This window comes from Arthrobacter sp. 05L421 (assembly GCF_056397785.1).
This window is the reverse complement of record NZ_JBFTOC010000006.1, coordinates 145800-168771: the sequence shown is the minus strand read 5'-3', so window position 1 is coordinate 168771 and position 22972 is coordinate 145800. Positions and strand designations below refer to the sequence as shown.

The window sequence follows — 22972 nt, the reverse complement described above, 5'->3', positions numbered from 1 at the left end:
GCCCCTTGACAGGCCCGGCGGTGGAGTCTACGACTGGCCTTGTCAGTCCCACCCCAGCCTAGGAGTAGCCATGGATACCACGCCCTACGGAATCGTGCACTTTTTCCGGGGAGGCACCAAGGAGCAGTACGAGGCGTCGCTGGCGGCGGTCCATCCAGGCGAGGGGCTCCTGCCGGAGGGTCAAATCTTCCACGCCGCCGGGCCGTCAGAAGGCGGTTGGACCATCTTGGCGGTCCATGACTCGAAGGAGAGCTGGGAGAAGTTCCGGGACACGATCCTGATGCCCCGGATGCAACAGGGAATCGAGGGCGGCTTCACGGCTCAGCCCGAAGAGACGGTCATCGGCCTCTACAAGGTCCTGCCCTAAAACCGTAATTCACTCGGCCCAATTCGCGCCGGCTCATTCACACAGTGGACCCGCCCTCGTACCAGTCCAAGACACGCAGCGCCCGAAGAGTGTTCCACCGGCTGGGCTGGCCATCGCCATCCTCAAGCGGGAAATGGACTTTCCCGGGGTGCGTGTTTTCGAGCAGCCAGGTCCCGTCGGGTTGCCGCTTGGTCCGCAGCAGCTCCATGGCTTCGGCCACGCGCGGGTCCGGCGGTTCTCCTGCCGAACGGAAGTACTCCAGGGCGCGGAGCACGTCGTAGTGCCAGCGGGCCGGAAAGGAGAACTTGAGCCAGGCCTGGTCGATGACCTCGCCTGTGCTCTTGCGTCGGAACAGCCCTCGCTCCAGCAGATACTCCTCCCCTCGCCGCCGCGCGTCCGCGGACTGCTCTGAGCCCCCGGTAGCCCGTTCATGGGCCAGCAGGCCCTCGAGCACGTTGATCGTTGTGGCGGCCGAAGACACTACGGCGCCGGACTCCGCCCAGCAATTCCAGCCGCCGTCGTCCAGTTGCTCGCTGATAAGCCGGGAGGCGACTCCGTCAACGTCCTGATCAAAGTAGGCGCCGAGCGCCACCGTCATGCCGTTGATGCACGGCTCCACCTCGCCGCCGAAATACGGCTGACCGCCTTCCTCCCAGCGGCAGTTGTCCCGGACCAAATCCACTGTCCGGCGCATCGGTTCACTGCGCGGATCGATCCCGAAGTCACGCAGCAGGAGCAGGCTGTACGTCGTAGCAGTCCACGGCTGGGGCCCGCGGTCCCAGCCTTCGTCACCGCCGGAGTCATCCCCGCTGTCGCTTGCGGGACGTTCGACGTCGGCGATGGCGACGTCGGCGGGGAAGTACGCGCCGTGCGCCCATTGGCCGTCGTCGTCCCTCAATGCGAGCAAGCGGGCACCCCACCCCTCGGTTGCGACCCGTGCGCGCTCGGCGGCAACCGCCTCCGGCGGGGCGCCGGCTAGATCACGCAGCACCTGCCACCGCAGGGACGGATCCGAATTCAGCAGCCAGTCCAGGACAGTCATGGGCCGATGATAGCGCTCCCGGCCTGCGCTGGCATTTAGTGGTCACCGCTGCCGAAAGTCCGCAGGCTGACAGCCGGAGACTCAGGACAGTATCGGACGGACCACCAAGACCGGGCACGGCGAGTGGCCGGCCACCTGGGCAGAGACCGATCCGATGTGCAGGCCCGCGAAACCGCCGTGGCCTCGGGAGCCGACCACCACCAGATGGGCTTCCCGAGCGGCGTCCAGAATTGCCGATGCCGCTGAGTCGCTGTGGACGGTCCGCGTCACCACGTTCACGCCCTCCGCAACCTTCGCCGCTTCAGCGCAAAGGGCCTCCGCTTGCTGCTCCGGAGACGCTTCCGCCACGACTTCCCCTGCGGCGGTTTCCAGCAGCGCGGGGTACCACGCCATGGGCGCCTTGCTCCAAACAGTGACTATCCGCAGCTCGGCGTCGCGGTACCGGGCCTCGTCGACGGCCCAGTCGAGGGCGCCGCGCGACTGCTTGGAGCCGTCAAACCCGACCACAATCACAAAAGGATCCGAATTTGTCATGATTCCAGACTTTCACCACGGCCATGGGGTGCCTAGAGGCCTCCGGCCCTCAGCGGACTACCTTGCTCTTGATCTGTTCTCATCACTGGAGAATCTTTCCTAAGGGGACCGTCCGCCGGGAGCCGGAAATCACTGACGGCTACCACCAGTGTCGATCCCTGACCCACCCTTGGCCTCACCCGGTTCGGGTGAACTTCCTGGCCCCGGACGCGTCCGTCCGTGGGGTTAGACGATGCCGCGTTTGGCTGCCGTTTTGAGGGCATCGCGCCGGCTCCCGGCCCCGAGTTTCCGGTAGATGGACCGTTCGTGCGTCTTGACCGTGTTGACCGAAATGTACAGCGCCTCCGCGATTTCAGCCGCGGTCATGATGGAACGCATGTAGGCCAGGACTTCGCGTTCACGCTCCGTCAGGCTCCAGTAGGACTGTGTCCGAAGCCGCGCGTCGCCCTGGCTGTCACGTGCCATGAGGGCTGCGATGAAGGATTCGTGGGCGGTGCCCCAGACAGCGTGCTGCGCGAGTAATTCTGCGAGTTCCTCCCTCCGCTCCGCAAAGGGGCGCAGGACGGACCCTGGCTCGGCCCGGTGGACCGCATGTTCAATCCGTTCATGCGCCGCGGCGGTGTCTCCGGTTCCGTGCGCCACAAGCGCCTCAGTCAGGCTCGCGCAGGTGTCGACATACGGGTTGCCGCGACGATGAGCCAGTGACTCCGTGCAGCGTTGGGCAGCGGTGATCTCCCCTCCGCGACGCAGCAGCTCCGCCAGCAGCGTATCCACCAGTGCCCCGTGCCCGCCGGCGCCCAGGGGTTGCGCGACCGCCAACGCACCGTCCAAGTCGCCCTGGGCTTCAGCGACCTTCGCCACGGCAATCGTGTGCAAGGCATTCCATGACACGCTGTACAGCCCACGTGCGTGGAAGGACTCCAGCACCGAGCTGGATTCGGCAAGCCGCTCTGGATCGCCAGTGGCACAGTCAGTCAGAACCCGATAAATGACACTCAGCGGCCCGGACGGGAAGAGGTCACTGCCCAATTTCTGGGCCTTCGCCAGGTAGGTTTGCGCAGCTGCCAGGTTGTCATTCCAGTAGCACGCCATTCCGCGTGCCAGCCAGGCCGGAGCCATCCGCTCCTGCGAACTCCAGCCGAGCGTGTCTCCCCGTTCCACCGCCCGCGTGGCATGCTCTGAAGCGTGCACCAGATCACCGGCTCCGGCAAAAGCCAACGCCAGATCGGCCTGGGCGCAGATTTCAATCGATTCCAACTCCTCCGGGTCGCCGGTCCCGCCGGCCGCCTGGAGCAGGGCAGCGGCCAGTTCGCCGGTGCGGTGCAGCCGAAACTCCGCCTGGGCGAGTAAGAAGAGTCCTGACGAACTGGCGGCGGAGTGGCCGTCTGCCGAAACGTCCCTGCCCGGCCGGCCGGCCTCAGCCGGGGCGGGGTGGTGATCCGTCCGGCCGATGCCAGGCGTCCGTTCGAAGTGGGCCCGGCAACCCTCAAGCCTCCGGCGGCGAAGCGCGTCCAGGACAAAGGTCCGCGATAGCGCCCGATCGGTGAGCTCGGATGCCGCGGTGCCGTCGCCGGCAAGTTCACGGCAGACGGATCTGATCATCAATATCTCGGGGTCCTCATTCCACGGCGTGGGGAGGTCCCGGCACAGCCTTTCGAGACTCTGGGCGTCATTGCCGAGAACGAAGTCGAGCCAGTGCGCTCCCAGCGACATCACGGCCTGGCGTGGAGCGCGCCCTTGCAGCGCCTGGGTTGCGCACTCGACGACGTCGGCGTCCTGGTAGTACCGCGCCGCCACGCGGTGAAGGCGCTCGGCAAGGACGGGGTCGCGCCGCTCGAGGATTCGCCGGCACTGCGCCGCGAAGAGGGAATGCCAGCGGTACATCGATTCACCGCCGCGGTAATCGTGCTCCTCGATGAACAGGCCGTTGCGTAGGCATTCCTCAAGCAGCACGCCGCCGTGGGGCCGGCCGTAGAGTTCGACGGCGAGTCGGCGGCCAAGCCAGTCGCAGGTAGTGGCTCGCAAGATGAACTCCGCCAGCGACGGTTCGAGCTGGTCGAGGATCTCTTCCGCGACGTAGTCGGCCAGTGGTACGTGCTTAGCCGTGGCGCCCGGCGCCGTCGTGACCGGCGCGTTGCCGGACTGCGCCAGCGAGACGATGCTCGCGTGCACGGCGACCGGCCAGCCGGCAGTCATCGTCCAGAGGGATCCGGCGTCGAAGGCCGCGTCCTGTCCAAGTGACCAGGCAAACTGTGCGACTTCCTCCTGCGTGAAGGCAAGCTCGGGGGCCCGCAGTTCACCAAGGCCCTCGCCGTACCGGAACCGTTCCAGCTGGATGGACGTATGGCCCCGTCCTGAGAGGACCAGCCGCAATGATGGGGGTGCCGACGCGGCGAGCACCCCCACGATTCCGTTCGCCAGCCCCGGCCCGGCCAAATGGACGTCGTCAATTACCAGGACAATCGGCTCCGTTAACTCCTCGAGGGCCCGGAGCAAAAGGTCGTAGGAGGCGGCCCGGTCATGGGCAAGGCCCTGGTCAAGGGCCAGCAGTGCATCGCTGCCCGGCAGGGGCAACGTGCTGGCCGCACGCTGGATTGCCCCGACAACCCCGTGAAACAGCCGGGCCGGTTCGGTATCGAACCGATCGAGGGACAGCCAGGCGCACGGCAGATCGCAGTTGCGGACCCAGTCTCCTAAGAACGTGGACTTGCCGTAGCCAGCCGGCGCCGCGACGAGCGTCAGGCGGTGCGAATCGGCGGACGCGGACAAGGCGTGTTCCAGACGCGGACGCTCCAACGCTCCAAGGCCGCGCAAGGGTGGCCGGATCTTGAACTGAGGACCAGGCAGCCATCCGACATTTGGCATTTCTCCCACGTACCACATGCTAGGCCGACTCAAAAGGGCCCAAACAGGGCGCAAAGACCCCTTGTGCACCTCCGCGTGGTGCGGCCAAATGGCGGCCGGTACTCCCCATCTACGGCGCGGCGTGAATTGCGGGGCCGGGGGTATCATCAGGCATGGCGACGCAGCCCGGAAGCCAGCCGGACCCGATTTTCCTCCATGACCTCGACAAAGCCAGCCGGAGGCAGGTCCTTATTTGGGCGGGAATACGGCTGGCCGCATTTACGGTGCTAATCCTCAGCCTCTACTACGTTATTCCGGTAGGGGGATTCAACGAGGCCAATCCGGCCGCCGCATGGATCCGTCTGGCTGCTATCGTCTTAGTCTTTCTCGCCGCGCTGTCCCTGCAATTGCGGATGATTCTTGCAGCGCACATCCCCCAGCTCCGGGCGGCCGTGACCGTAGTCGAGGCCGTGCTCATGTTTCTGTGTCTTTTCTCGTTGCTTTACATGTCTCTGTCGTTGACAGACCCGGCGTCGTTTAGCCATCCGCTCACCAAAACAGACGCCCTTTACTTCACTACGTCCACCTTTGCCACCGTCGGGTTCGGCGACATTACACCGGTGAGTCAGCTGGCGCGGTCGGTCGTTTCGGTCCAAATGATTGCTGATTTGGGGGCCCTCCTATTAGTCGCCAAGGTGGCCTTTTTCGCGGCGGGCCGGCGTCTGGGCCTGTGAAGTTAGGCCGCCCTCGCTATCACCCGAAACGGATGATGCAGGCCCATTGGAAGCAGCTCGGCGGGAAATGAAGCGGCGGACAACCAGAACTCTAGGCCGGACGGCAATGCCGTGGGCCAGTCGACACTGCGGGTCTCGATCCGCAGCGCCGTCATAGGCGCTGCGGGCCCTTGTCCGCAGGGTTAGATCACCCGGTGTGGGTGGGGTTGCACGAACGACCCGCGTGGACAATGAAAATTGTCATGAGTGCCCAATCGCGGTACATCGGGCCGGGTCGACGAGTTGCTACCTAGGCGGTACCCCATGTCTCTCCAAGAACAGCCCCCGAGCTCCGGCAGCACCGAACAGGAAGAAATACTGCGGCTACGGGCAGAAGTTGCCCGGTTGCAGCGCGAGCGGGACGACGCAAGGCAGGCCACACAGGCCCCACCGAGGCCCTCCGGACCACGCCACCAGGGGCTGGCTCGCCGGATAGTGGCTATCGTGCTGGTGGTTCTGACGGCCGTGCTGGCCTTCGCCGCCGTGCCTGCCATGTATTTGCGCAGTGAAATCCTGGACACCGATCGATACGTGGCAATGGTGGCGCCCCTGGCGTCGGACCCCGCGATCCAGGCCGAGATCGCGGACAAGGTCACCCAACAGATCACCGACTCCGTGGACTTCGAGGCCGTCACCCGGGATGCGCTCAACGAAATCAGTAAGACGGCGCCGCGCGTGGCCGCGGTGATCACCGGGCTCGCACCAGTGATTGCGGAGCAGACCAAGAACCTCATCCATTCCACCGTGTCCAACTTCGTGACCACACCGCAGTTCCAGGATCTTTGGATCCAGGTCAACCGGGTGGCGCACCAAGGCATCGTGAATCTCGCGACCGGTAGCACGGGCGGCGCCGTCAGTATCGATCAAAGCGGTACGGTGACAATCTCAACCAAGGAAATCGTTGCCCGGGTCAAGACCGCCCTCGTCGCCCAGGGGGTCGGCATCGCCGCCAGGATCCCGGACATTGACAGGCAGATCACCCTGTTCCAGTCGCCCGAGCTGGTCCGGGCCACGAACGCCATCAGAACGCTGGATGCGACCGCCCCGATATTGGCGTGGCTGACGGTGATTACCGCCGTAGGCGCAATCGCTGTGGCTCCACGTGGCCGGAAACGGAGCACCACCAGCGGTGTCGGTTTGGCCGTGGCCATAGCCATGGCGTTACTGGCCCTGGCACTTGTCATCGGGCGCGCTGTCCTCCTCAACTCGATTCCGCCGGGTTCTGTCACCCCGGCGGCGGCTCAAAACCTCGTCGAGACATTCCTGGTGCCGCTGCGCACCAGTCTGCGCCTCGTCTTCGTGGTGGGACTCATCATCGCCCTGGCCGCGTTTTTGGGCGGGCACTCGCGTCCGGCGGAGTTTGTCCGGCACGGCCTGGCGAGTGCGGGAGACTACATCACCGGGAAGGTCGGAGCAGGCCAAGCCCAACCGTGGCAACTCTGGTTGGCCCGCTACCGGCGGATATTGGAAGCCGTAGTTGTCGGTATCGCCGTGCTGGTACTGATCTTCTGGCAGGATCCGACGGCGGCCGTCGCCATCTGGACGGCGGTCCTGGCCGTGCTGGCCATTCTCCTGATAGAACTGCTGTGCCGCCCCGCCGTTGCTTCAGGCCCAGGCGTCGAGCCAGCCGTCTCCGAACCCGTCACCGAACCTGTCGCCGTGCCCGCCATGGGGCCCGCCCCACGGCCCACGGCGGGGTCCGCAACAGGGACTCCCCAAGAGCCGGCCAGTGCGGCTGGTTCCCCGGAGGCCGCCCCAGCAAAGCCTGCCAGCGCGGGTGGCCCCCCGGACGAGCCGAATCCCACACTCCGTCTCCCTTGAGGGCACGCATTCCCCCTGAGGGCTCGCGCCTGCTGAGAGGCTGACGCCAGATCAGGAGCGCCCTGCGCTTTCACAGTGTCCTGTTTTTCGGCGGGCCGGCCGGGCAGGATGCGGCCGGCGGCATTACAGCTTAAGGAGCTGTCGGTGAGAACGGGAACAGTTCTTCCCCGCCTCCGTGCACCACGAGGCACGTCGATTCCGGTATTTCCCTCCACGCCCCCCGCAGGTCCCCCAGCGGCTCGGAGACCACCACGCGCGCGTCGGAGGAGAGCTCTTGGAGCATGGAGTTGTCCGGGTACTGGGCGCGAAGCGTGGAGATGTCGGCACTGTGGAACAGCGTCCGCGACATGCCTTCACTCGAGTAGCGGAATGCCCACGTGCTCTCGCCGTCCGTGGTTGCCACAGTCATCTGGATGGGGTATTGGATGCCGTGGCGCTTTCCGACGTCTTCAATCAGTCCAACCGCGGAGGCGACCGCAGCACGCGGGTCCTGCTCCAGGCCGAAGGTGAGCGCGACGTAGAAGAACAGTTCTGAGTCCGTCGCTCCCTCAATTAACGGAAACAGCGACGGCTCGACGGCGAAGGCCAAGTCGCGCTTGACCGTCGGGAAATCCGTGATGAGCCCGTTATGCATCCACAGCCAGCGGCCGTGCCGGAACGGATGGCAGTTTGTCTGTTGGATCGCCGATCCGGTCGTGGCGCGGATGTGTGCGAAAACGCGGCCGGCCGATGCCAGCGCGGATAATTCGCGGAGATTGCGGTCGTGCCAGGCCGGCTCGGTGCTGCGGAACACCCCGGGAGTCGGCTCCGATCCATACCAGCCAACACCGAAGCCATCGCCGTTGGTCGTCTCGACTCCCATACGGGCATGTTTGCTCTGCATGACGAGCGAGTGGACAGGTTTGTACAAAAGATCATCAAGTTTCACGGGCGAACCTGAATACGCGAGCCAACGGCACATGGCGTCCTCCTCCACTTTTGGATAGAAGTCCACCACGCGTTCCGTGCCCGCACATCATCACCCGGGGGTGATTCCGCCAGCTGTGGGAGGGTCCGGGCGCCGCCCGCAGGATCACCCGCGGCGGGTGACGCGCCTGCGTTGTCCGAAGCCAACACTGGTGGTACCTGCCAGTGATTGGGCCGCCAGGCGTCAGCCCATGAGGAGCGCAAGCCTACGGAGAGAGGGGCTTTGCAATGTCGAGACCACAACCAGTCCTGGCGCGGATGATGGCGCTGGGGGCAGCCATCGCGTTACTCGCCGGCTGCAGCACCACAAGCCCAAGCACCAGCCCCGCGACCAGCCAGACTAAGAGCGTCTCTCCGGTTTGCGCTGCCGCGGATGCGTTCTCCGCATCGCTGACGAATTTTAAGGACACGCTCAAGCCGGGTGTCACAGTGGAGCAGACTCAGTCGGCCCGGGATCAGGTCAGGAAAGCCTATGACGATCTCCTTAATGCCGCCGGTGACGCGGCCAAAAAGCGGGTGGATGCCGTCAAGTCTGCCCAACAGAAGTTTGCTGCCGCGGTCAGCGCCGTCCCCGACACCGCGACACTGAGCCAAGCAGTCAACTCCCTGCGGGACGAGGCCGCGAACGTGCAGGCCGCACTCAGCGACCTCTCGAATGACGTGGAGTGCTAGATCGGCCACCCGGAACCTGGACATGTGAACTAATCCCCCCGCGCAGAGCCCCGTCCACAAACAACGTTCGCCAAATGAAAGTAGGGAAGCCAAAAATGAATTTCTTCGAGAATTTTTGGGAAATTTTCTGGTGGCTGTTTATCTTCTATGCGTTCTTCGCCTTCCTTTGGGCGTTGTTCATGGTGATCGGAGACCTCTTTCGTGACCACGAGCTCAGCGGCTGGTGGAAGGTCGTCTGGATCATCTTCCTGGTCTTTGTACCCCTTCTGTCCGTGCTGGCGTACATGATTGCGCGCGGCAAGGGGATGGCGGAGCGGTCAATGGCCCAGGCCCGCAAGAGCCAGGCCGAAACCGATGCGTATATACGCCAAGTAGCCGCAGCGAGCCCGACTGAGGAGATCGCCAAGGCCAAAGTGCTCATGGACGCTGGAACCATCTCTCCGGAGGAGTTCGACCGGATCAAGAGCAAAGTAGTCGTCTGATTCAGATTGGGGAACCCTAATAATCGGGGAGCGTGCCGCAATGGACTCACTACTCAGCACGTCTCCTCGCCTCTAAAGCTCTGGAACCAGGTTGAACCAAGGAGGGCCCAATGGAGCCGGCATCATCGGAATCCGATCCACGTCCGGCCCTCCCCCGCAGCGTAACCATCCTGCTCGCCCTGGCCGGCGCGGCCGTAGTCGCTTTCGGCCTTGGTGCGATGCGAGGAATTGTCACACCGGTGTTCTTCGCGTTCGTGCTCACCTTGTGCGTTCATCCCGTGCGCCGCTGGATGCAAGGACGAGGGATATCCCGGGGCATAGCCACGGGGACCACCATCGCGGCCGTCTTCGGGTTGCTGACCGCCTTCGCCACGGTCCTCATTGCCTCACTGGCACAGTTCTCCGCGCTGCTACCGCAATATGCCCCCCAAGTGCAGCAGCTCGGCGCCACAATTGCCAGTGCGCTGGAGTCTGTGGGCTTTGGCCCTGAACAAGCCCAGGAAGTCCTGAATGGGTTTACTCCGAGCCGTATCATCGGGTTCCTCGGCGGCCTCCTGGGCAACCTTGCGAGCCTGGTGGCCAGCCTGGTGATCATTTTGACAATGCTCATCCTCATGGCACTGGATGGCTCGCGCGTACCGGTGATTCTGACTCATCTGAACTACCACCGACCGGCACTGGTCGCCGCGCTTGACGTCTTCGGAACCGGCGTGCGCCGCTATATGGTCGCCACTACGGTCCTCGGGCTCGCCCAAGGCGTGTTCAACTGGCTGGTCCTGGTCATCCTCCAAGTCCCCGGTGCCCTGCTGTGGGGGTTGCTCTCGTTCATCTGCAGCTTTATCCCCAACATCGGGTACTTCATCGCGATCGTCCCCCCGCTGTTCTTTGGATTCCTCACCGGTGGTTGGCCGACTGTAGTGGCCATCATCGTCATCTATGGCGGGATCAACGGCGTCATCCAGTCCATCATTCAACCGAAGTACGTGGGCAACGCTGTGTCGCTCAGCGAGACTCTGACCTTTGTCTCCGTCCTCTTCTGGGCCGTGGTCCTGGGCCCTGTTGGCGCCATCCTCGCAGTCCCACTGACACTCTTCGTTCGCGCCATCCTGCTCGATTCCGATCCTAGGATCGCGTGGTGGCGGCCATTGACAGGCGACCAGACGGATGTGGCAATGCTGCTCAAACAAGAGGACGAGGCGATCCGGGCCCGCCGCGGCAGACCGCGGCAGGGCCGCCCGGACACCGGCAGTGCGCCGAAGCCATGAAGCGCCGTCAGGGTGCTGCGCGGGGCCGGTGAGAGACGCATGCTGAGCACCATCACCAGCCTGGTGCTCTTCGGCCTCGCCGGTGCGATGAGCACCGTGCCTGTCAGTGTGACGATAGTGATTCTGCTCTCCCCAAATCCGCGCCGCGGCGCCCTGCCCTTCCTGATCGGCAGCTTGGCGGGTTCGATCATGGTGGTGGGCCTGTCGGCGGTCGGGCTGCAATTCCTTCCCGGCCGGCCGCCGCTTTTTCGCAAGGACGAACTGCTGGCCCAGATTGCCATTGTGATCGGAGCAATTCTGATTGCGTACTCCGTGTACCTCTTCGTGAGCAAGGGCCAGCGGGACAACGCCATGCTTGGCAAAATGACGTCGAGGTTCCGCTCCGCCCGGCCGTGGGAATTCGTCGCCCTGGGCCTGGGCTTGAACCTGCGTCCCAAGGCAATCCTGCTGGCCGTCACGGCAGGCGCCGTGATCAGCGTCCAGGAACCGCCGCCGCTGGAAGGGAGCCTGCTGGTCCTCGCCTACGCCGCCGTGGCCCAATCCGCCGTCGTCATTCCCGTCGCAGTGTGGCTACACTCACCGGAGCGCGCCCAAGCACCCTTGACTACTCTCTACAACTGGCTGCAGCGCCACGGGCGCAGGATAGCGGCGATCGTCACGCTGGCGATCGGGCTCTTCATCGTTGGCTACAGCCTCCTGCAACTCTGAGCGGGAATGCCGCGCAGATTGGAGATTAGGCCTAAGCCGGTGGCGCCGTGGATCGGGCGGCAGTTCGTTTGCTGGACTGCCGGGCCGGTAGAGGTGCGGATGTGCGCGAAGACGCGGCCGGCTTGCCTGGGCGGATAGCTCTCGGAGGGTGCGGTCGTGTGCCCGGCCGGCTCCGTACTGTGGTGTGCGCATGACCCCAGAAGGGTCATGCGCACACGTGGGTGCCGGGAGCCGGCTCTGTGGTGTCAGTCGCGGCGGTCGTCCCGCCGGTCGCCGCGGTCGTCCCGCCGGTCGTCACGGCGGTCGTCACGGCGGTCCCCGCGACGGTTTATCCCGTGGGCGACGACAACGGCCCCGCCGACGGCGGCGGCGGTCCTTCGCCTGCGTCGTGCTGCCAGTGGCATGTCAGGCTCCTTCCTTTGCTTCTTCGGCGTCGGCTTCGAAGGCGGCGATGACGGCCTGGGTCGGGATCCGGCCGCTGGCCACGAGCTGGCCGCCGGCCTTGCGGACGGCCGAGCCGAACGGAGCTGCCCACAGGTTTTCCCAGACGAGCACCGCAGCGGAGTGGCCTGGCTCGATCGTCTCGGCCAGGTCAATGACGTCCTGCTCAGAGAGCACCATGGCAAGGTCGGCCTCGGCCGTGCGCACCTCGCCGAGCTCGCTCGGGTCGAGGTCGGAGATTTCGGCCGTCTCGAGCGTGCCATCGTCGGTTTTCCTCAGGAACACCATGTCGAGCACCCTGATGAGATCACGCTTGACCAGGTCCTCCAGGAACGGGGCGATCTGGCCCTTGCCGAAGTCGGGCCCGGGGAACTCTACGACGAGCCAGTCCACCGGCCCTAGTTCATCCAGTGTCTCAGCCATACTGATGACCTCCGTTTCTCAGTGGGTACAAGGCAATCCGACGGACCGCCGAAGTTCCATCCTGTGCCTCCGGTGAGCCGCAGCGCCTCACCCGCCCCGGGTGACCTTACCGACCACATGAGAGTGGTGTACCCATTCTGGCTGCAGCGCCACGGACGCAGGATAGCGGCAACGCTCGCCCAAGCGATCGGGCCCTTCTTCGTCGGCTACAGCCTCCTGCAACCTTGAGCGGAAATGCTGCGCAGATCGGGTCTGGGCCGCCGTCGGCACAAGGCTCAGCCCAGGATGCTCCCCTCGCCGGTGCCGGCCGGCTTGGGGTCAGGGATCCGCATCATGCGGAAGGAGGTGCCGAGCCCGGCGAGGCCGGCAAGGATCGGGACGAACAGTGCGATCTGAAGGGCCAGGGGCCGTGCCTCCGTGTTGATGCGGATGATTTCGTTCTGGATGTCCTCCGGCTGGCCGGCGATCTGTTCCTGGAGTTGCGCGTCGCTCATCACCTGGGCGTCGTCTTCCAGTACCGTCGCGACCTGCTGCTTATCGTCGGGCGGGAGGACCGTGCTGGCATTCGACAAGCCGATGAAGATGGTCGACAACGATGCCAGCATGATGCCGCCGGCGAACGCGAGCCCGAACGATAACCCGAACGATCCCGCGGCCGAGTTCACGCTGGCGGCCTCACTGACCCGATCGTCCGAAATCGGGGACAAGGTGTAGTTGTTGAGCTGGGATACCAGCAGCCCCAGGCCAGATCCTGCGATGATCAGCGGGATCAGGAGCCACCAGCCGGAGTCCGCGCGCGGGACGATCGGGACCAGCACCACCAAACCCACAATCAGGAACAGGAACCCAAACCGTATGAGGCCGGCCGGGCGCCGCCTCCCGGACCTCTTCCCGGCGAGCATCGCGACCGCGAACATGGTCAGCGAGAGCGGGGCGATCGACAGCCCTGACTGCATCGCGTTGTATCCGAGCACCATCTGAAGGTAGATGGGCAGCACGATCATGGTGCCGCCCAGAGCGATCTGCTGGAGCATTTGTCCCGTTGCACCAAAGCGGAACGTTTTGGTTTGGAATAGGTCTGGGTCCAGCAGTGTCGGCTTGTCCCGGCGTTTGCGCTGAACGAGCCAGTAGACCAGGCCGCCCAGCCCGACGGCACCAACGGCCAGGAGTGCGCCCACAGCCTCGCCGCCTTCCTGCCAGACCAAGATGCCGAGCACGACGCCGCCCATGCCCACAATGGACAGGAATGATCCGAAGAGATCCAGCTCCCGGGGCCCGGTGTAGGGCACGTCCTTGACGAGCCTGATGCCGGATAGGACGACCGCGATGATGAGGGCCTCAAGCAGGAAGGCGACGCGCCAAGACAAGAAAGTGGTGAGGAAGCCGCCGAGCAGAGGCCCGACGGCGGCAGCGATCGCGGCCGAGGCGCCGACCAGGGCGTAGACCCGGTGCTGGGCATCTCCCTCGAAATTTCCGTGGATAAGGGACTGCATGGCGGGAAGGAGCAGCGAGGCGCCAAGGCCGCCGATCAGGGCCCAGCAGATGATGATCGGGAGCAGACTCTGGGCCAGGGTCATCGCCACGGCGCCGACGGCGTAGCAACAAAGCCCGATGACGTAGGCGCGCTTGCGCCCGATCAGGTCGCCGATCTTGCCGCCGATCAGGATGAAGGCGGCGGAGACCAGCGCCTCAAGGGCGATTGTCGACTGGAGTCCGCTGACGGTCGCGCCGATGTCGTTCACCACGGCGGAGATCGAGACGTTCATGATTGACGTATCCACGACGAGGACGAACATCGCCATCGCCAGCAGCAGAGCGAGTCTTTGGTTGAACGGCACCGTCTGCGCGTCGCCGTCGTTGGGAGAGTTCATGGTTGGCCGTCCCCGCGGCGAGCCGCGTCCCTGGTCGTTTCACAGCCGGACATGCCGCCTCCTCTGGGCAGGCGCACGCAGGAGCACGGCGCTGCTGGAACATATCTCGCCATTGCTCACCGTAATGCGATGTTGTTGCCACGCTAGCGGCCACTTACCAAGTCCGAATCATTCCCGGCGGGTGAGGTTTCAGCCCCCATGATTCCGAAGCCCAGGGAACGCTGGCCACACCTGGGATGGCCTAACCTAGAAGACTGCCCTGGCTCAAATCCAAGGCAGTTTTTCACGTCCCACCAAGAGCCCGATCCCCGGAGGTAAACCAAGATGGTCGAACAGCTAACGGCCTTTGTGCTGACCTGCCTCGTCGTGGTCCTGGTACCCGGCCCGGACTTTGCGCTCGTCCTCAGGAATGCGGCCCGCGGCCCTCGGGCCGCAGCAACGGCCGTCGCCGGAATCATGGTGGGCAACACTATTCTTGCCGCGCTGGCCGTGCTCGGTGTCACGGCGCTGCTGGGGACATCGGAGGTTGTTGGGACCATAATCCGGATCGCCGGGGCCGCGTATCTGCTCTACCTTGGTGCCCGGGCGCTCGCAGAGGCGTTCGCCAGAGATCCCATAAAAGACAGCCTGCCCGCGGCACCCGGCTCTGGACGCCAACCCGGCGGGAGTTCGCCTTTCGTGCAGGGAGTAGTGAGCAACCTGCTCAACCCGAAAGTCGCCGTCTTCTACTTGTCTCTGTTCCCGCAATTCACTGTTGCCCCGTTGCCGCCCCTCGCCCAGCACTCCTTGATGGCAGGCATTTTTCTACTGATCGCGTTGGCCTGGTACGTTCTGGTGCTCAGCGCTCTCAAAAAGGTGACAGGTTTTCTCGCCAAGCCCCGAACCAGCCGGATCGTCGTCGGGAGTTCTGGCGCGGTCCTGGTCGGGGTCGGCGGCACGATTCTGACGCAGACGCTGGTCTCCGCATAGCCGCTCCCCCTAGCCGCTCCCTTCACCGCACCGCGCCGCCGCGCCACCTCGCGAAGGCCTGCGGGTCACCCGAAACGGGTGATGGACGGCACTGGGACCGTGTGCAAGTATGAACGCCACATGCTCTCCCGGAGGGATGGCGTAATCCAATGCCCCACAACCCAGTCGAGCCAGCCATCGAAGCCGCTGGCACCCAACAGCTCATCATCATCGGATCCGGCCCTGCCGGCTACACCGCGGCAATCTACGCCGCCCGCGCCGGCCTCGAGCCGCTGGTCATCGCCGGGGCCGTCACCGCCGGCGGCGCCCTCATGAACACCACCGAGGTGGAGAACTTCCCCGGCTTCCCGGGCGGCATTCAGGGCCCGGAATTGATGGACGGACTCCAGCAACAGGCCGAGAAGTTCGGTGCCCAGGTGGTGTTCGACGACGTCACCGAAGTACGCCTCGCCGGCCATCTCAAGCGCGTGGTCACCGGAGCCGGCGAGGCGCATGTGGCGCCCGCCGTCATCCTCGCCACGGGTTCCGCCTACAAGGAACTCGGCCTGCCGGAGGAGAAGAAGTTTAGCGGCCACGGACTGTCCTGGTGCGCCACCTGCGACGGCTTTTTCTTCCGGGACCAGGACATCATCGTGGTAGGCGGCGGCGACTCGGCCATGGAGGAAGCCACCTTCCTGACGCGCTTTGGGAAGACCGTCACGGTGGTGGTCCGCAAGGGCGAGCTCCGCGCCTCCCGCATCATGGCCCAGCGCGCCAAGGACAACCCCAAGATCAGCTTCGCGTGGCACTCCGCAGTCACCGCCATCCACGGCGACTCCAAGGTCACCGGTGTCACCCTGACCGACACCCGAACCGGTGAAACCCGTCACCACGGCGCCACCGGCATCTTCGTCGCGATCGGCCATCTACCTCGGACCGAACTGCTCGGCGGCCAGGTGGACCTCGACGCCGACGGCTACATCAAAGTGGACTCCCCCACAACGGTCACAAACCTTTCCGGCGTCTTCGCCTGCGGGGACGCCGTGGACCACCGCTACCGGCAGGCCATCACTGCCGCCGGCACCGGCTGCGCCGCGGCCCTCGACGCCGAACGCTACCTTGCCGCGCTTGACGATGCCGACAGCATCGCCACCGCCCTGGTCGAGGAACCCACCCACTCGTAGAGCGCAGCGCCGGGCACGGGCAGCTTCACGCCTGCCCGCTGCAATTGCGGGGACAGAACACTCACGGTTCGGCCGGGGTTCCGTCTGTTGCGCTTGGGGCAGGCCGGGCTGCCGGACCGGCGCGCTGTGACAGCGGGCGCGCTTGAAGGGTTTCGTCGAGCTGGTCGGCGTCGACGGCAGCGAGGTTGCGGATCAGGACGATGAGCCACGCGAAGACCAGCGAGGCGGCGATGAGCTCGACGGCGGTGAGGTTGTAGTAGCCGACAGGGAACCACATCACGGCAGCGACGACGATGACTGCCAGGAAGACCCATCCGAGCGCAGCGAAGGTCGCCGAGATAGAGGGTACCAGGGCCCGGATGCGGACGATCAGGGACGCGAACACCACTACCATGCCGGAAGCGAACAGGGTGTGGATCCCGAAGCGCTCATCGACGGGGAAGAGTCCCACGCCGGCGAGGAAGACGCCGATGAGTACGATGCCGCCTTCGAGCACCCCGACCCGATGCCGTGCCGCGGAGGTGGTCGCGGTCGCCGCGAGTGTCGTCGTCGCATAGCCCGCCAGGGTGGTGACCACGACGCCGGCGACGATCAGGGTGAAGTTGAACGCCACCCCGGAAACGTCGGAGCTCATGCCGAGGGCGCTGAGGTTCTCCTGCCACCATTGCGGGTTCTCAGCGGTGAGCATGCTCGTGAGTATTCCAATGACCAGGAATCCGGCGAGGAGTGCGGAGAGACGGTAGGCGGTCATGCTGAGCGCGGAGAGGTAAGCGGTGTAGGCGCTGATGGCGCCCGTGGTCCCGACGAGGATGGCCGCCGCCACCGGATAGAGGACGGCCCCGACGAACGCCTGCTGGAAGATCGCGAAAAGCGCCAGCCAGCCGAGCAAGAAGATGCACGCGTGGGCCAGTGCGAGGCCGGTGATGTCGATGAAACTGCGAATCCGGCTGCCCCGTGTTGATGATGACGGGGTTGATGATGACAGTGCTGATGATGACGGGGTTGATGATGCCAGGGCTGATGATGACGGGGCTGGCAGTGACCAGGGCTGCCCGCGTTGCACGCAACCGGCCACCACTGCCCCGGCCCCCAGAACCGCGGTGCCAAGGGCCGCCATGTCACCGGCCGATCCTCGTCCGGACAACGGGACAGGTTCCCGCCCGACCAGAAGGAACGCGACGACGCCGAGGGCCAGGAAGCTGGCGCTGCCGATGACGAGGGCCCGCGACTCGGCCGTGACGGCTGCGCGGTGGGTTGGATCCGACATCACTCACTTCGATTCGCTGGCGTGGCAACCGGTGCAGTTCCGCCGGCGGGGCCAGCCTGGGCGGCCTCCGCCGACGATAGCCCAACGATAGGACCGCGTGGGCTTGGTGCCCTCACCCAGAGCGGATGAATCCCCCGGTGCTGGGCGGGAGGGCGTGAGCGCCGTACCTATTCCCGCGGGCGGCATGGCCGGCCGCGGGTTAAGGCCCCAGGTGCGGAATGATCAGCACGGGCCTGGCCTGCAGACGTGTCAGGGACACGCTGACCGAGCCCTCCAGCAGCCGGCTCATCCGGGCAATCCGCCCGGGCCGCTGGCCGCCGACTATCAGCGCGGCTGCATCCGTGCTTTCCGCCAGCCGGCCCAGCGCCTGCGCGACTTCCCCGTTCAGCACCCTGAAGGACCATGCCCCTCCCGGCGGCCCGAGAATGCCCTCGAGGCCGCCGAGCAGCTGAGAGGCGGGGAATTCGGCTTCCACGTTGCGGGCGGGATCCAAGGAACTGCTGTCCACGACACCGGCCGGCTCCCACTCCGTGAGATAGCTTGCCGGGTCCACGAATGCGCAGATCAAATGCGTCCCCATGATCGCGGCCAGCCCTGCGGCAGCCCTGACCAACCGCTCTTCGAATGCCCATGGCACGCCGAGAACCAGCGGGCCGTCCGTCCACGCCCCGTCACCGGCCTGCCCGAAATCAGCTGGCGGTTCCACGGAACCCATCAGGTGAGGCCTGCACCCGCTGGCCGCCTATGCCCGGGGCGTGCAGAGAATCCACGCCTTCATTATGCCCATTGCTGGCCCTTCGGCGAAGGCATTAGCTCGCGGCGACGGCCTCCAGAGCTTGCAGCAGCGGCGTCGTCGGCCTTCCGATCAGCCCGGACAGCTCGCCCGTAACGGTAGCCAGCAGACCGGCTTCGGTGTCCACGTCCAGGGCGGCGAGGAATCCTGCGGTGCCTTCGTCCAGCCCGGCAGTGGTCAGCACTTTAACCAGCTCGGGTGCCGAAACCGGACCGTAGACCACTTCCCTGCCCGCGATCTTGGCGACCGCCGACGCCAGTTCCTTGAAGTCCCAGGCGTAGTCGCCGGAGAGCTCGTACGTGCGGCCATCGTGCCCGGCGGAGCTGAGCACGGCCGCTGCGGCGGCCGCGTAGTCTGCCCGCGTGGCGCTACGTCGTGCGACACATGTGCCCAGTGTTTACGTCAGGGTCCACGAGCGTTTGGACAGCCCGAACCAGAACCCGTCGATCGCCGTCTTGGCCTGGATGTCTCCCGAAGCGTAGGCGGCCCCGAGGGCAACATAGAGCGGAGCCCAGTGCTCACTGCGGGGGTGCGCTTCGCGGGCGGCCGGCGCCTTGTTCAGGAAGTCGAGGATGGAGTCGACGTCGCCGCGGGTCATGGCTTCCTCGGCCCAGTGGTCAAATTCGCTCGAGGCAGCGGGCGGAGCGCTGTCCGGTCCGCCGGCGGGATTGAACCAGCGCAGGTTGTGCGTAGTGAAGCCTGATCCGACGATCAGGGTGCCCCGCTCCCGCAGGGGCCCCAGCGAGACCCCGAGGTCGAACAGTCCTTGCGGATTTAGGGTCGGCATGGACATCTGCACCACCGGCACGTCCGCTGCCGGGTACATCTCTTTCAGCGGAACGTAGGCTCCGTGGTCCAGGCCGCGGCTTTCATCGCGCTCCACATGGTGGCCGTGGGCGGCCACGAGCTTTTCCACTTCGGAAGCGAGCTCAGGCGCCTGCGGGGCGTCAAAGGCCACCTCGTAGTACTTCTGGGCGAAGCCTCCGAAGTCATACACCAGCCCCGGATCGCGCCCGGTGGCGCTGAGCGTCACCGGGGCATTTTCCCAGTGGGCGGAGACCATGAGGATGTCCTTGGGTTTGCCGAACGTGCCGGACCAGTCATTGAGTTCACGGGTCCACGTGGCGTCGTCGGCCAGCGGCGGCGCTCCATGGCTAAGGAAGAGGACCGGAGGCCGGTCGGCAGTCTGAGTCATGAAAATATCGTACCTCGATTTTATTGAAGCTTCAAGTTTCTCGAAGGCTGGCCGCGGTCACCACCCGGGCGCGGCCCAAACGAGGAGACTGTGCCAGCATCGCGACACTGTCGTCAGCAAGGCAGTGCCATCATGAACAAGTGACTATCGCGAAAACGATCATGCTCTTCATCCTGGCGGCGGCCGCTGAAATTGGCGGGGCCTGGCTCATCTGGCAGTCCGTCCGCGAGGGCCGGGACTGGTGGTGGGCGGGGCTGGGGGTCGCGGCGCTGGGGATCTACGGCTTTGCCGCGACGCTCCAGCCGGACGCCCATTTCGGACGGATTCTCGCCGCCTACGGCGGCGTGTTCGTGGCCGGCTCCCTGGCCTGGGGCATGATCTTCGACGGCTTTAGGCCCGACCGGTGGGACGTCCTGGGAACAGTGATCTGCCTGTTCGGCGTCGCCGTCATCATGTTCGTTCCCCGCGACGCAGGCTGAAGGCGACAATGACCCGCTTTGTGATTGGCCCGGATGTGGCCCTCCATCTCGCCCGCGCCGGGGCGGCGATCGCCGACGAACACCACCTGGTGGCGCCGACGCTCCTTCGCTCGCAGGTGCTCTCGCTCCTGTACCAGTCGGTCCGGCGCGGCGAGGTGACGCAGGCCGACGCCGACCGTCAGCTCGACTACCTCCGCGGCCTTCGGATCCGGCTCCTCGGCGACCGCGTCCTGCAGCGCACCGCGTGGAGGCTCGCCGAGCATCTCGGATGGGAAGACACCTTCGCCGCAGAATACGTGGCCCTGACCCAGCTTCAGGCAGACGCATTTGTGACTCTCGATGCCGGGCTGGCCATGGCAGTTCAGGGACTGGTGATCATCGCGGAACCCCAGGCTCTGCTCGCCCTTGACTAACGTGGACCCTCCGGACCAGCCCTACCGGGCGGCAGTACGGTCGAGCACCTGGCCAAGGATCCGGGCGCCCTCCCGGAAAGCACCCGGGTTGGGTCCAGCGAAGTTGAGCCGGATGTACGGTCCCGCCGGCTCGGCCGGGAACCACTCGGTGCCCGCGGCGATAATGACCCCGGCGTGCTCGCAGTCACGGACAACCTGGTCGACGTCGGTCCCGTCGGGCAGGCGTGCCCAGAGGTTCAGCCCGCCCGTGGGCACGTGTTCCACATGGGCCTGGGGGGCATACTCCCGCAGGCTGCTGACCAGCAGGTCCCGGCGGACCAGGAGCTGGTGCCGTAGCCCGCGCAGGTGCGTCTGCCACGCCGGCTGCGTGACCACGTCGAGCGCGGCCGCCTGGAGAACGCCGCTGACATACATCGATTCGGCCCCGCGCTCCGCCAGGATGCGGTCGCGTGCCGGGCCGCGCGCAATTACCGCAGCAACGCGGATGCCCGGGGACACGCTCTTGGTCAGCGAGCGGAGGTAGACCACATGGCCGGAATCGTCACGGGCGGCAACGGGCGCCGCAACGGTGGTGATGCCGAAATCGTGCGCCCAGTCGTCCTCAACCAGGAACGCCCCGTAGGACCGCACCACCTCCAGCACCTGCTCCCCCACCCGGGCCGGCCACTGCGCACCGGTGGGATTGGCGTAGTTAGGCTGCGCATAGAACACCCGCGCGCCGGTCTCCTCAAAGGCGCGGGCCAGCTCCTGCGGGTCCGGGCCCTCGGGGCCGCTCGGCACCGGAACAACCCGGACACCGGCCTGCGCCGCAGCCAGAATAGCCCCCCAGTAGGTCGGCGATTCCACGAGCAGGGGCTGCCCGCTGCCAACCAGTGCCCGGAATACGGAACTGAGCCCGCTCTGGCTGCCGGGGAGCACGACCACGTCGCTCGGGGTTGGCGGCGTGACGCCGGCCGGCGTAGCGGTGCGGAGTTCATGCGCGAACCACGACTGCAGTTCGGGCAGGCCAGCGGCGGGGGGACGCGACAGGGCCGCCTCGCCCCGGGCTGCGCGCGTCAAGGCCGCCCGCACCAGGCGCTCGGGCAGGAGTTCCCGCTCCGGATAGCCGGAGTGGAAGGCGATGACATCGTTCGGGGCGCTGCGCATGGCGGTGGAAACGGGCCGCAACGGCGCCCGCGGCGAGCCCAGCGCGGATGTTTGCCAACCGTAGTCCGCAGGCCGGGCTGTCCGGACGGCCCGCACGAAGGTTCCGACGCCGGGGCGGCTCTCGATCAGGCCCTGCGCGTCGAGCATGCGGAGCACCTTCTGCACGGTCACCGGGCTGGCCTGGTATTCGGCAACCAGGGACCGCGTCGAGGGCAACCGGGCGCCGGGCGCGGCATCGGCAATCCATTCCCGGAGCTGTGCCGCAATTCGCGAGGTGCTATCGTTGTACATGAGAGACAACAGTAGCGCTACTATCGTTATTGACCAACCGCTATCCACCCGGCCGGCAACCGGACTGTGGTGGGGACTGCTCGGCGTCGCGGCCTTCTCCTTCACGGTTCCGTTCACCCGGGTGGCGGTTGCCGGGCTGTCGCCGCTGTTCATCGGATCGGGACGGGCCGTTGTCGCCGCCGTCCTTGCCGCATGCGCCCTCGCCCTGACCCGGCAGCGCCCGCCCCGCCGCGCCCAGTGGGCCCGCGTCGCCGTGGTCGCCGGCGGAGTGGTGGTCGGTTTCCCGCTGCTGACTTCCTTCGCCCTCGTCTCCGTTCCCGCCAGCCACGGCGCTGTCGTCATCGCGCTGCTCCCGGCCGCGACGGCGACGATGGCAGTCCTTCGCGGCCACGAACGCCCGTCCATCACTTTTTGGGCCCTCACCGGCGTCGGCGCGGCGGCGGCCATCGGCTTCGCGTCTGTGCAGTCCGGCGGAATCGGACAACTGCAACTGGCGGACCTGCTGCTCTTCGGCGCCGTCGTGTCAGCGGCCATCGGCTACGCCGAAGGTGGCAAGCTGGCCCGCGAACTCGGCGCGTGGCAGACCGTTTCCTGGGCACTTGTTCTCGCATCTCCCCTGATGGTTGGCATGGCCGCCTTCTCCATGGCCGGTCAGCCGCCGTCCGCCACTCCTGTGCAGTGGGCGGCTTTCGCGTACCTTGGGGTCGTGAGCATGTTTTTCGGCTTCTTCGCCTGGTACCGCGGCCTGGCCATCGGCCCCATGGCGCAGATCAGCCAGATCCAGCTCGTCCAGCCGGTGCTGAGCATCTGCTGGGCCGGACTCATCCTGGCCGAGGACCTGACCTGGACCACCATCATCGGCGGCGCCGCGGTGGTCTTCTGTGCAGGCCTGGCCGTCCGCTCGCGCTCCGGTCCGCCCAAAGCCAAGGAGATGGCGGAGGTGAGGGCCCAATAGTCCCCCTGACCGCGCCCCGGTCCGGCCACGCCCTTGCCGGCACCCGCACCCCTGCCCCATCCAACGCCCCACACTCCGCAACCCGTATCCCA

The 22972-nt window shown here is 65.9% G+C and carries 24 protein-coding genes; 12 read left to right on the top strand and 12 right to left on the bottom strand.

The window, feature by feature from the left end; all coding sequences use genetic code 11:
• Nucleotides 1-70 precede the first annotated feature (70 nt).
• Nucleotides 71-367: a hypothetical protein gene (locus AC1DKQ_RS09850; protein ID WP_476883610.1), complete on the top strand. Its 297-nt coding sequence runs from the start codon at nt 71-73 to the stop codon at nt 365-367.
• A gap of 37 nt (nt 368-404) precedes the next feature.
• On the opposite strand, the gene AC1DKQ_RS09845 is transcribed toward AC1DKQ_RS09850, so the two are convergent.
• The 3 genes from AC1DKQ_RS09845 to AC1DKQ_RS09835 form a co-directional block, all read right to left on the bottom strand.
• Nucleotides 405-1409: a hypothetical protein gene (locus AC1DKQ_RS09845; RefSeq protein WP_476883609.1), complete on the bottom strand. Its 1005-nt coding sequence runs from the start codon at nt 1407-1409 to the stop codon at nt 405-407.
• Between the two features lie 81 nt (nt 1410-1490).
• On the bottom strand, nt 1491-1943 hold the full coding sequence (locus AC1DKQ_RS09840; protein WP_476883608.1) for a universal stress protein: 453 nt from the start codon (nt 1941-1943) through the stop codon (nt 1491-1493).
• 225 nt (nt 1944-2168) lie between these two features.
• Nucleotides 2169-4712, bottom strand: coding sequence for a helix-turn-helix transcriptional regulator (locus AC1DKQ_RS09835; RefSeq protein ID WP_476883607.1), 2544 nt, complete (start codon nt 4710-4712; stop codon nt 2169-2171).
• Between the two features lie 248 nt (nt 4713-4960).
• Here AC1DKQ_RS09835 and AC1DKQ_RS09830 point away from each other — a divergent pair, with 248 nt between their 5' ends.
• Both AC1DKQ_RS09830 and AC1DKQ_RS09825 read left to right on the top strand, forming a co-directional pair.
• On the top strand, nt 4961-5521 hold the full coding sequence (locus tag AC1DKQ_RS09830; protein ID WP_476883606.1) for an ion channel: 561 nt from the start codon (nt 4961-4963) through the stop codon (nt 5519-5521).
• A gap of 303 nt (nt 5522-5824) precedes the next feature.
• Nucleotides 5825-7381, top strand: a complete 1557-nt coding sequence (locus AC1DKQ_RS09825; RefSeq protein WP_476883605.1) for a hypothetical protein — start codon at nt 5825-5827, stop codon at nt 7379-7381.
• Between the two features lie 130 nt (nt 7382-7511).
• Here the strand turns inward: AC1DKQ_RS09825 and AC1DKQ_RS09820 are convergent, their stop codons facing one another.
• Nucleotides 7512-8342: a class II glutamine amidotransferase gene (locus AC1DKQ_RS09820; protein ID WP_476883659.1), complete on the bottom strand. Its 831-nt coding sequence runs from the start codon at nt 8340-8342 to the stop codon at nt 7512-7514.
• 233 nt (nt 8343-8575) lie between these two features.
• Between AC1DKQ_RS09820 and AC1DKQ_RS09815 the strand changes: the two genes are divergently transcribed.
• The 4 genes from AC1DKQ_RS09815 (at nt 8576) to AC1DKQ_RS09800 (ending at nt 11474) form a co-directional block, all read left to right on the top strand.
• Nucleotides 8576-9019, top strand: coding sequence for a hypothetical protein (locus AC1DKQ_RS09815; protein WP_476883604.1), 444 nt, complete (start codon nt 8576-8578; stop codon nt 9017-9019).
• A gap of 95 nt (nt 9020-9114) precedes the next feature.
• Nucleotides 9115-9501 (top strand): PLDc N-terminal domain-containing protein, encoded by a 387-nt coding sequence (locus AC1DKQ_RS09810; RefSeq protein WP_476883603.1) that lies wholly within the window; start codon nt 9115-9117, stop codon nt 9499-9501.
• A gap of 110 nt (nt 9502-9611) precedes the next feature.
• Nucleotides 9612-10766 carry an AI-2E family transporter gene (locus AC1DKQ_RS09805; RefSeq protein ID WP_476883602.1) on the top strand — a complete coding sequence of 385 codons (1155 nt, stop codon included), beginning with the start codon at nt 9612-9614 and terminating at the stop codon, nt 10764-10766.
• 39 nt (nt 10767-10805) lie between these two features.
• The gene (locus AC1DKQ_RS09800) at nt 10806-11474 is read left to right on the top strand and encodes a GAP family protein (protein ID WP_476883601.1); all 669 of its coding nucleotides are present in this window, start codon (nt 10806-10808) and stop codon (nt 11472-11474) included.
• 245 nt (nt 11475-11719) lie between these two features.
• Here AC1DKQ_RS09800 and AC1DKQ_RS09795 read toward each other — a convergent pair whose 3' ends face one another.
• From AC1DKQ_RS09795 to AC1DKQ_RS09785, 3 genes are all read right to left on the bottom strand, one after another.
• Nucleotides 11720-11878: a hypothetical protein gene (locus AC1DKQ_RS09795; protein WP_476883600.1), complete on the bottom strand. Its 159-nt coding sequence runs from the start codon at nt 11876-11878 to the stop codon at nt 11720-11722.
• A gap of 1 nt (nt 11879) precedes the next feature.
• Complete coding sequence (locus tag AC1DKQ_RS09790) at nt 11880-12338, bottom strand: DUF6325 family protein (RefSeq protein WP_476883599.1); 459 nt, start codon at nt 12336-12338, stop codon at nt 11880-11882.
• A gap of 275 nt (nt 12339-12613) precedes the next feature.
• On the bottom strand, nt 12614-14209 hold the full coding sequence (locus AC1DKQ_RS09785) for an MFS transporter (protein WP_476918884.1): 1596 nt from the start codon (nt 14207-14209) through the stop codon (nt 12614-12616).
• 324 nt (nt 14210-14533) lie between these two features.
• Between AC1DKQ_RS09785 and AC1DKQ_RS09780 the strand changes: the two genes are divergently transcribed.
• Together AC1DKQ_RS09780 and trxB are read left to right on the top strand one after the other, a co-directional pair.
• On the top strand, nt 14534-15178 hold the full coding sequence (locus AC1DKQ_RS09780; RefSeq protein WP_476883597.1) for a LysE family translocator: 645 nt from the start codon (nt 14534-14536) through the stop codon (nt 15176-15178).
• A gap of 149 nt (nt 15179-15327) precedes the next feature.
• On the top strand, nt 15328-16341 hold the full coding sequence (gene trxB, locus AC1DKQ_RS09775) for a thioredoxin-disulfide reductase (protein WP_476883596.1): 1014 nt from the start codon (nt 15328-15330) through the stop codon (nt 16339-16341).
• A gap of 61 nt (nt 16342-16402) precedes the next feature.
• Here the strand turns inward: trxB and AC1DKQ_RS09770 are convergent, their stop codons facing one another.
• The 4 genes from AC1DKQ_RS09770 to AC1DKQ_RS09755 all read right to left on the bottom strand — a co-directional run bounded on the left by AC1DKQ_RS09770 (nt 16403) and on the right by AC1DKQ_RS09755 (nt 19596).
• Complete coding sequence (locus AC1DKQ_RS09770) at nt 16403-17608, bottom strand: DUF998 domain-containing protein (protein ID WP_476883595.1); 1206 nt, start codon at nt 17606-17608, stop codon at nt 16403-16405.
• Between the two features lie 199 nt (nt 17609-17807).
• Nucleotides 17808-18314, bottom strand: a complete 507-nt coding sequence (locus tag AC1DKQ_RS09765) for a universal stress protein (protein ID WP_476883594.1) — start codon at nt 18312-18314, stop codon at nt 17808-17810.
• Between the two features lie 103 nt (nt 18315-18417).
• Nucleotides 18418-18732 carry a hypothetical protein gene (locus tag AC1DKQ_RS09760; protein WP_476918883.1) on the bottom strand — a complete coding sequence of 105 codons (315 nt, stop codon included), beginning with the start codon at nt 18730-18732 and terminating at the stop codon, nt 18418-18420.
• A 66-nt stretch (nt 18733-18798) separates the two neighbouring features.
• Complete coding sequence (locus AC1DKQ_RS09755) at nt 18799-19596, bottom strand: dioxygenase family protein (protein ID WP_476918882.1); 798 nt, start codon at nt 19594-19596, stop codon at nt 18799-18801.
• A 140-nt stretch (nt 19597-19736) separates the two neighbouring features.
• Between AC1DKQ_RS09755 and AC1DKQ_RS09750 the strand changes: the two genes are divergently transcribed.
• Both AC1DKQ_RS09750 and AC1DKQ_RS09745 read left to right on the top strand, forming a co-directional pair.
• Nucleotides 19737-20075 (top strand): YnfA family protein, encoded by a 339-nt coding sequence (locus AC1DKQ_RS09750; protein ID WP_476883591.1) that lies wholly within the window; start codon nt 19737-19739, stop codon nt 20073-20075.
• Nucleotides 20076-20083: 8 nt separating this feature from the next.
• Nucleotides 20084-20488, top strand: a complete 405-nt coding sequence (locus AC1DKQ_RS09745) for a type II toxin-antitoxin system VapC family toxin (protein ID WP_476918881.1) — start codon at nt 20084-20086, stop codon at nt 20486-20488.
• Between the two features lie 21 nt (nt 20489-20509).
• On the opposite strand, the gene AC1DKQ_RS09740 is transcribed toward AC1DKQ_RS09745, so the two are convergent.
• Nucleotides 20510-21925, bottom strand: a complete 1416-nt coding sequence (locus tag AC1DKQ_RS09740; protein ID WP_476918880.1) for an aminotransferase-like domain-containing protein — start codon at nt 21923-21925, stop codon at nt 20510-20512.
• On the opposite strand from AC1DKQ_RS09740, the gene AC1DKQ_RS09735 reads away from it, so the two are divergent.
• On the top strand, nt 21924-22880 hold the full coding sequence (locus AC1DKQ_RS09735; protein ID WP_476918879.1) for a DMT family transporter: 957 nt from the start codon (nt 21924-21926) through the stop codon (nt 22878-22880). The two genes, AC1DKQ_RS09740 and AC1DKQ_RS09735, sit on opposite strands and share 2 nt — an antisense overlap.
• Nucleotides 22881-22972: the final 92 nt, after the last annotated feature.

Excerpts from the sequence above, each read along its gene's own strand:
- AC1DKQ_RS09805 (WP_476883602.1), top strand. The coding sequence starts at position 9,612 with ATGGAGCCGGCATCATCGGAATCCGATCCACGTCCGGCCCTCCCCCGC.
- AC1DKQ_RS09745 (WP_476918881.1), top strand. The coding sequence starts at position 20,084 with ATGACCCGCTTTGTGATTGGCCCGGATGTGGCCCTCCATCTCGCCCGC.
- AC1DKQ_RS09770 (WP_476883595.1), bottom strand. The coding sequence starts at position 17,608 with ATGTCGGATCCAACCCACCGCGCAGCCGTCACGGCCGAGTCGCGGGCC.
- AC1DKQ_RS09795 (WP_476883600.1), bottom strand. The coding sequence starts at position 11,878 with ATGCCACTGGCAGCACGACGCAGGCGAAGGACCGCCGCCGCCGTCGGC.
- AC1DKQ_RS09825 (WP_476883605.1), top strand. The coding sequence starts at position 5,825 with ATGTCTCTCCAAGAACAGCCCCCGAGCTCCGGCAGCACCGAACAGGAA.
- AC1DKQ_RS09845 (WP_476883609.1), bottom strand. The coding sequence starts at position 1,409 with ATGACTGTCCTGGACTGGCTGCTGAATTCGGATCCGTCCCTGCGGTGG.
- AC1DKQ_RS09800 (WP_476883601.1), top strand. The coding sequence starts at position 10,806 with ATGCTGAGCACCATCACCAGCCTGGTGCTCTTCGGCCTCGCCGGTGCG.
- AC1DKQ_RS09780 (WP_476883597.1), top strand. The coding sequence starts at position 14,534 with ATGGTCGAACAGCTAACGGCCTTTGTGCTGACCTGCCTCGTCGTGGTC.
- AC1DKQ_RS09740 (WP_476918880.1), bottom strand. The coding sequence starts at position 21,925 with ATGTACAACGATAGCACCTCGCGAATTGCGGCACAGCTCCGGGAATGG.
- AC1DKQ_RS09850 (WP_476883610.1), top strand. The coding sequence starts at position 71 with ATGGATACCACGCCCTACGGAATCGTGCACTTTTTCCGGGGAGGCACC.
- AC1DKQ_RS09820 (WP_476883659.1), bottom strand. The coding sequence starts at position 8,342 with ATGTGCCGTTGGCTCGCGTATTCAGGTTCGCCCGTGAAACTTGATGAT.
- AC1DKQ_RS09815 (WP_476883604.1), top strand. The coding sequence starts at position 8,576 with ATGTCGAGACCACAACCAGTCCTGGCGCGGATGATGGCGCTGGGGGCA.
- AC1DKQ_RS09735 (WP_476918879.1), top strand. The coding sequence starts at position 21,924 with ATGAGAGACAACAGTAGCGCTACTATCGTTATTGACCAACCGCTATCC.
- AC1DKQ_RS09790 (WP_476883599.1), bottom strand. The coding sequence starts at position 12,338 with ATGGCTGAGACACTGGATGAACTAGGGCCGGTGGACTGGCTCGTCGTA.
- AC1DKQ_RS09755 (WP_476918882.1), bottom strand. The coding sequence starts at position 19,596 with ATGACTCAGACTGCCGACCGGCCTCCGGTCCTCTTCCTTAGCCATGGA.
- AC1DKQ_RS09785 (WP_476918884.1), bottom strand. The coding sequence starts at position 14,209 with ATGAACTCTCCCAACGACGGCGACGCGCAGACGGTGCCGTTCAACCAA.
- AC1DKQ_RS09810 (WP_476883603.1), top strand. The coding sequence starts at position 9,115 with ATGAATTTCTTCGAGAATTTTTGGGAAATTTTCTGGTGGCTGTTTATC.
- AC1DKQ_RS09840 (WP_476883608.1), bottom strand. The coding sequence starts at position 1,943 with ATGACAAATTCGGATCCTTTTGTGATTGTGGTCGGGTTTGACGGCTCC.
- trxB (WP_476883596.1), top strand. The coding sequence starts at position 15,328 with ATGCCCCACAACCCAGTCGAGCCAGCCATCGAAGCCGCTGGCACCCAA.
- AC1DKQ_RS09830 (WP_476883606.1), top strand. The coding sequence starts at position 4,961 with ATGGCGACGCAGCCCGGAAGCCAGCCGGACCCGATTTTCCTCCATGAC.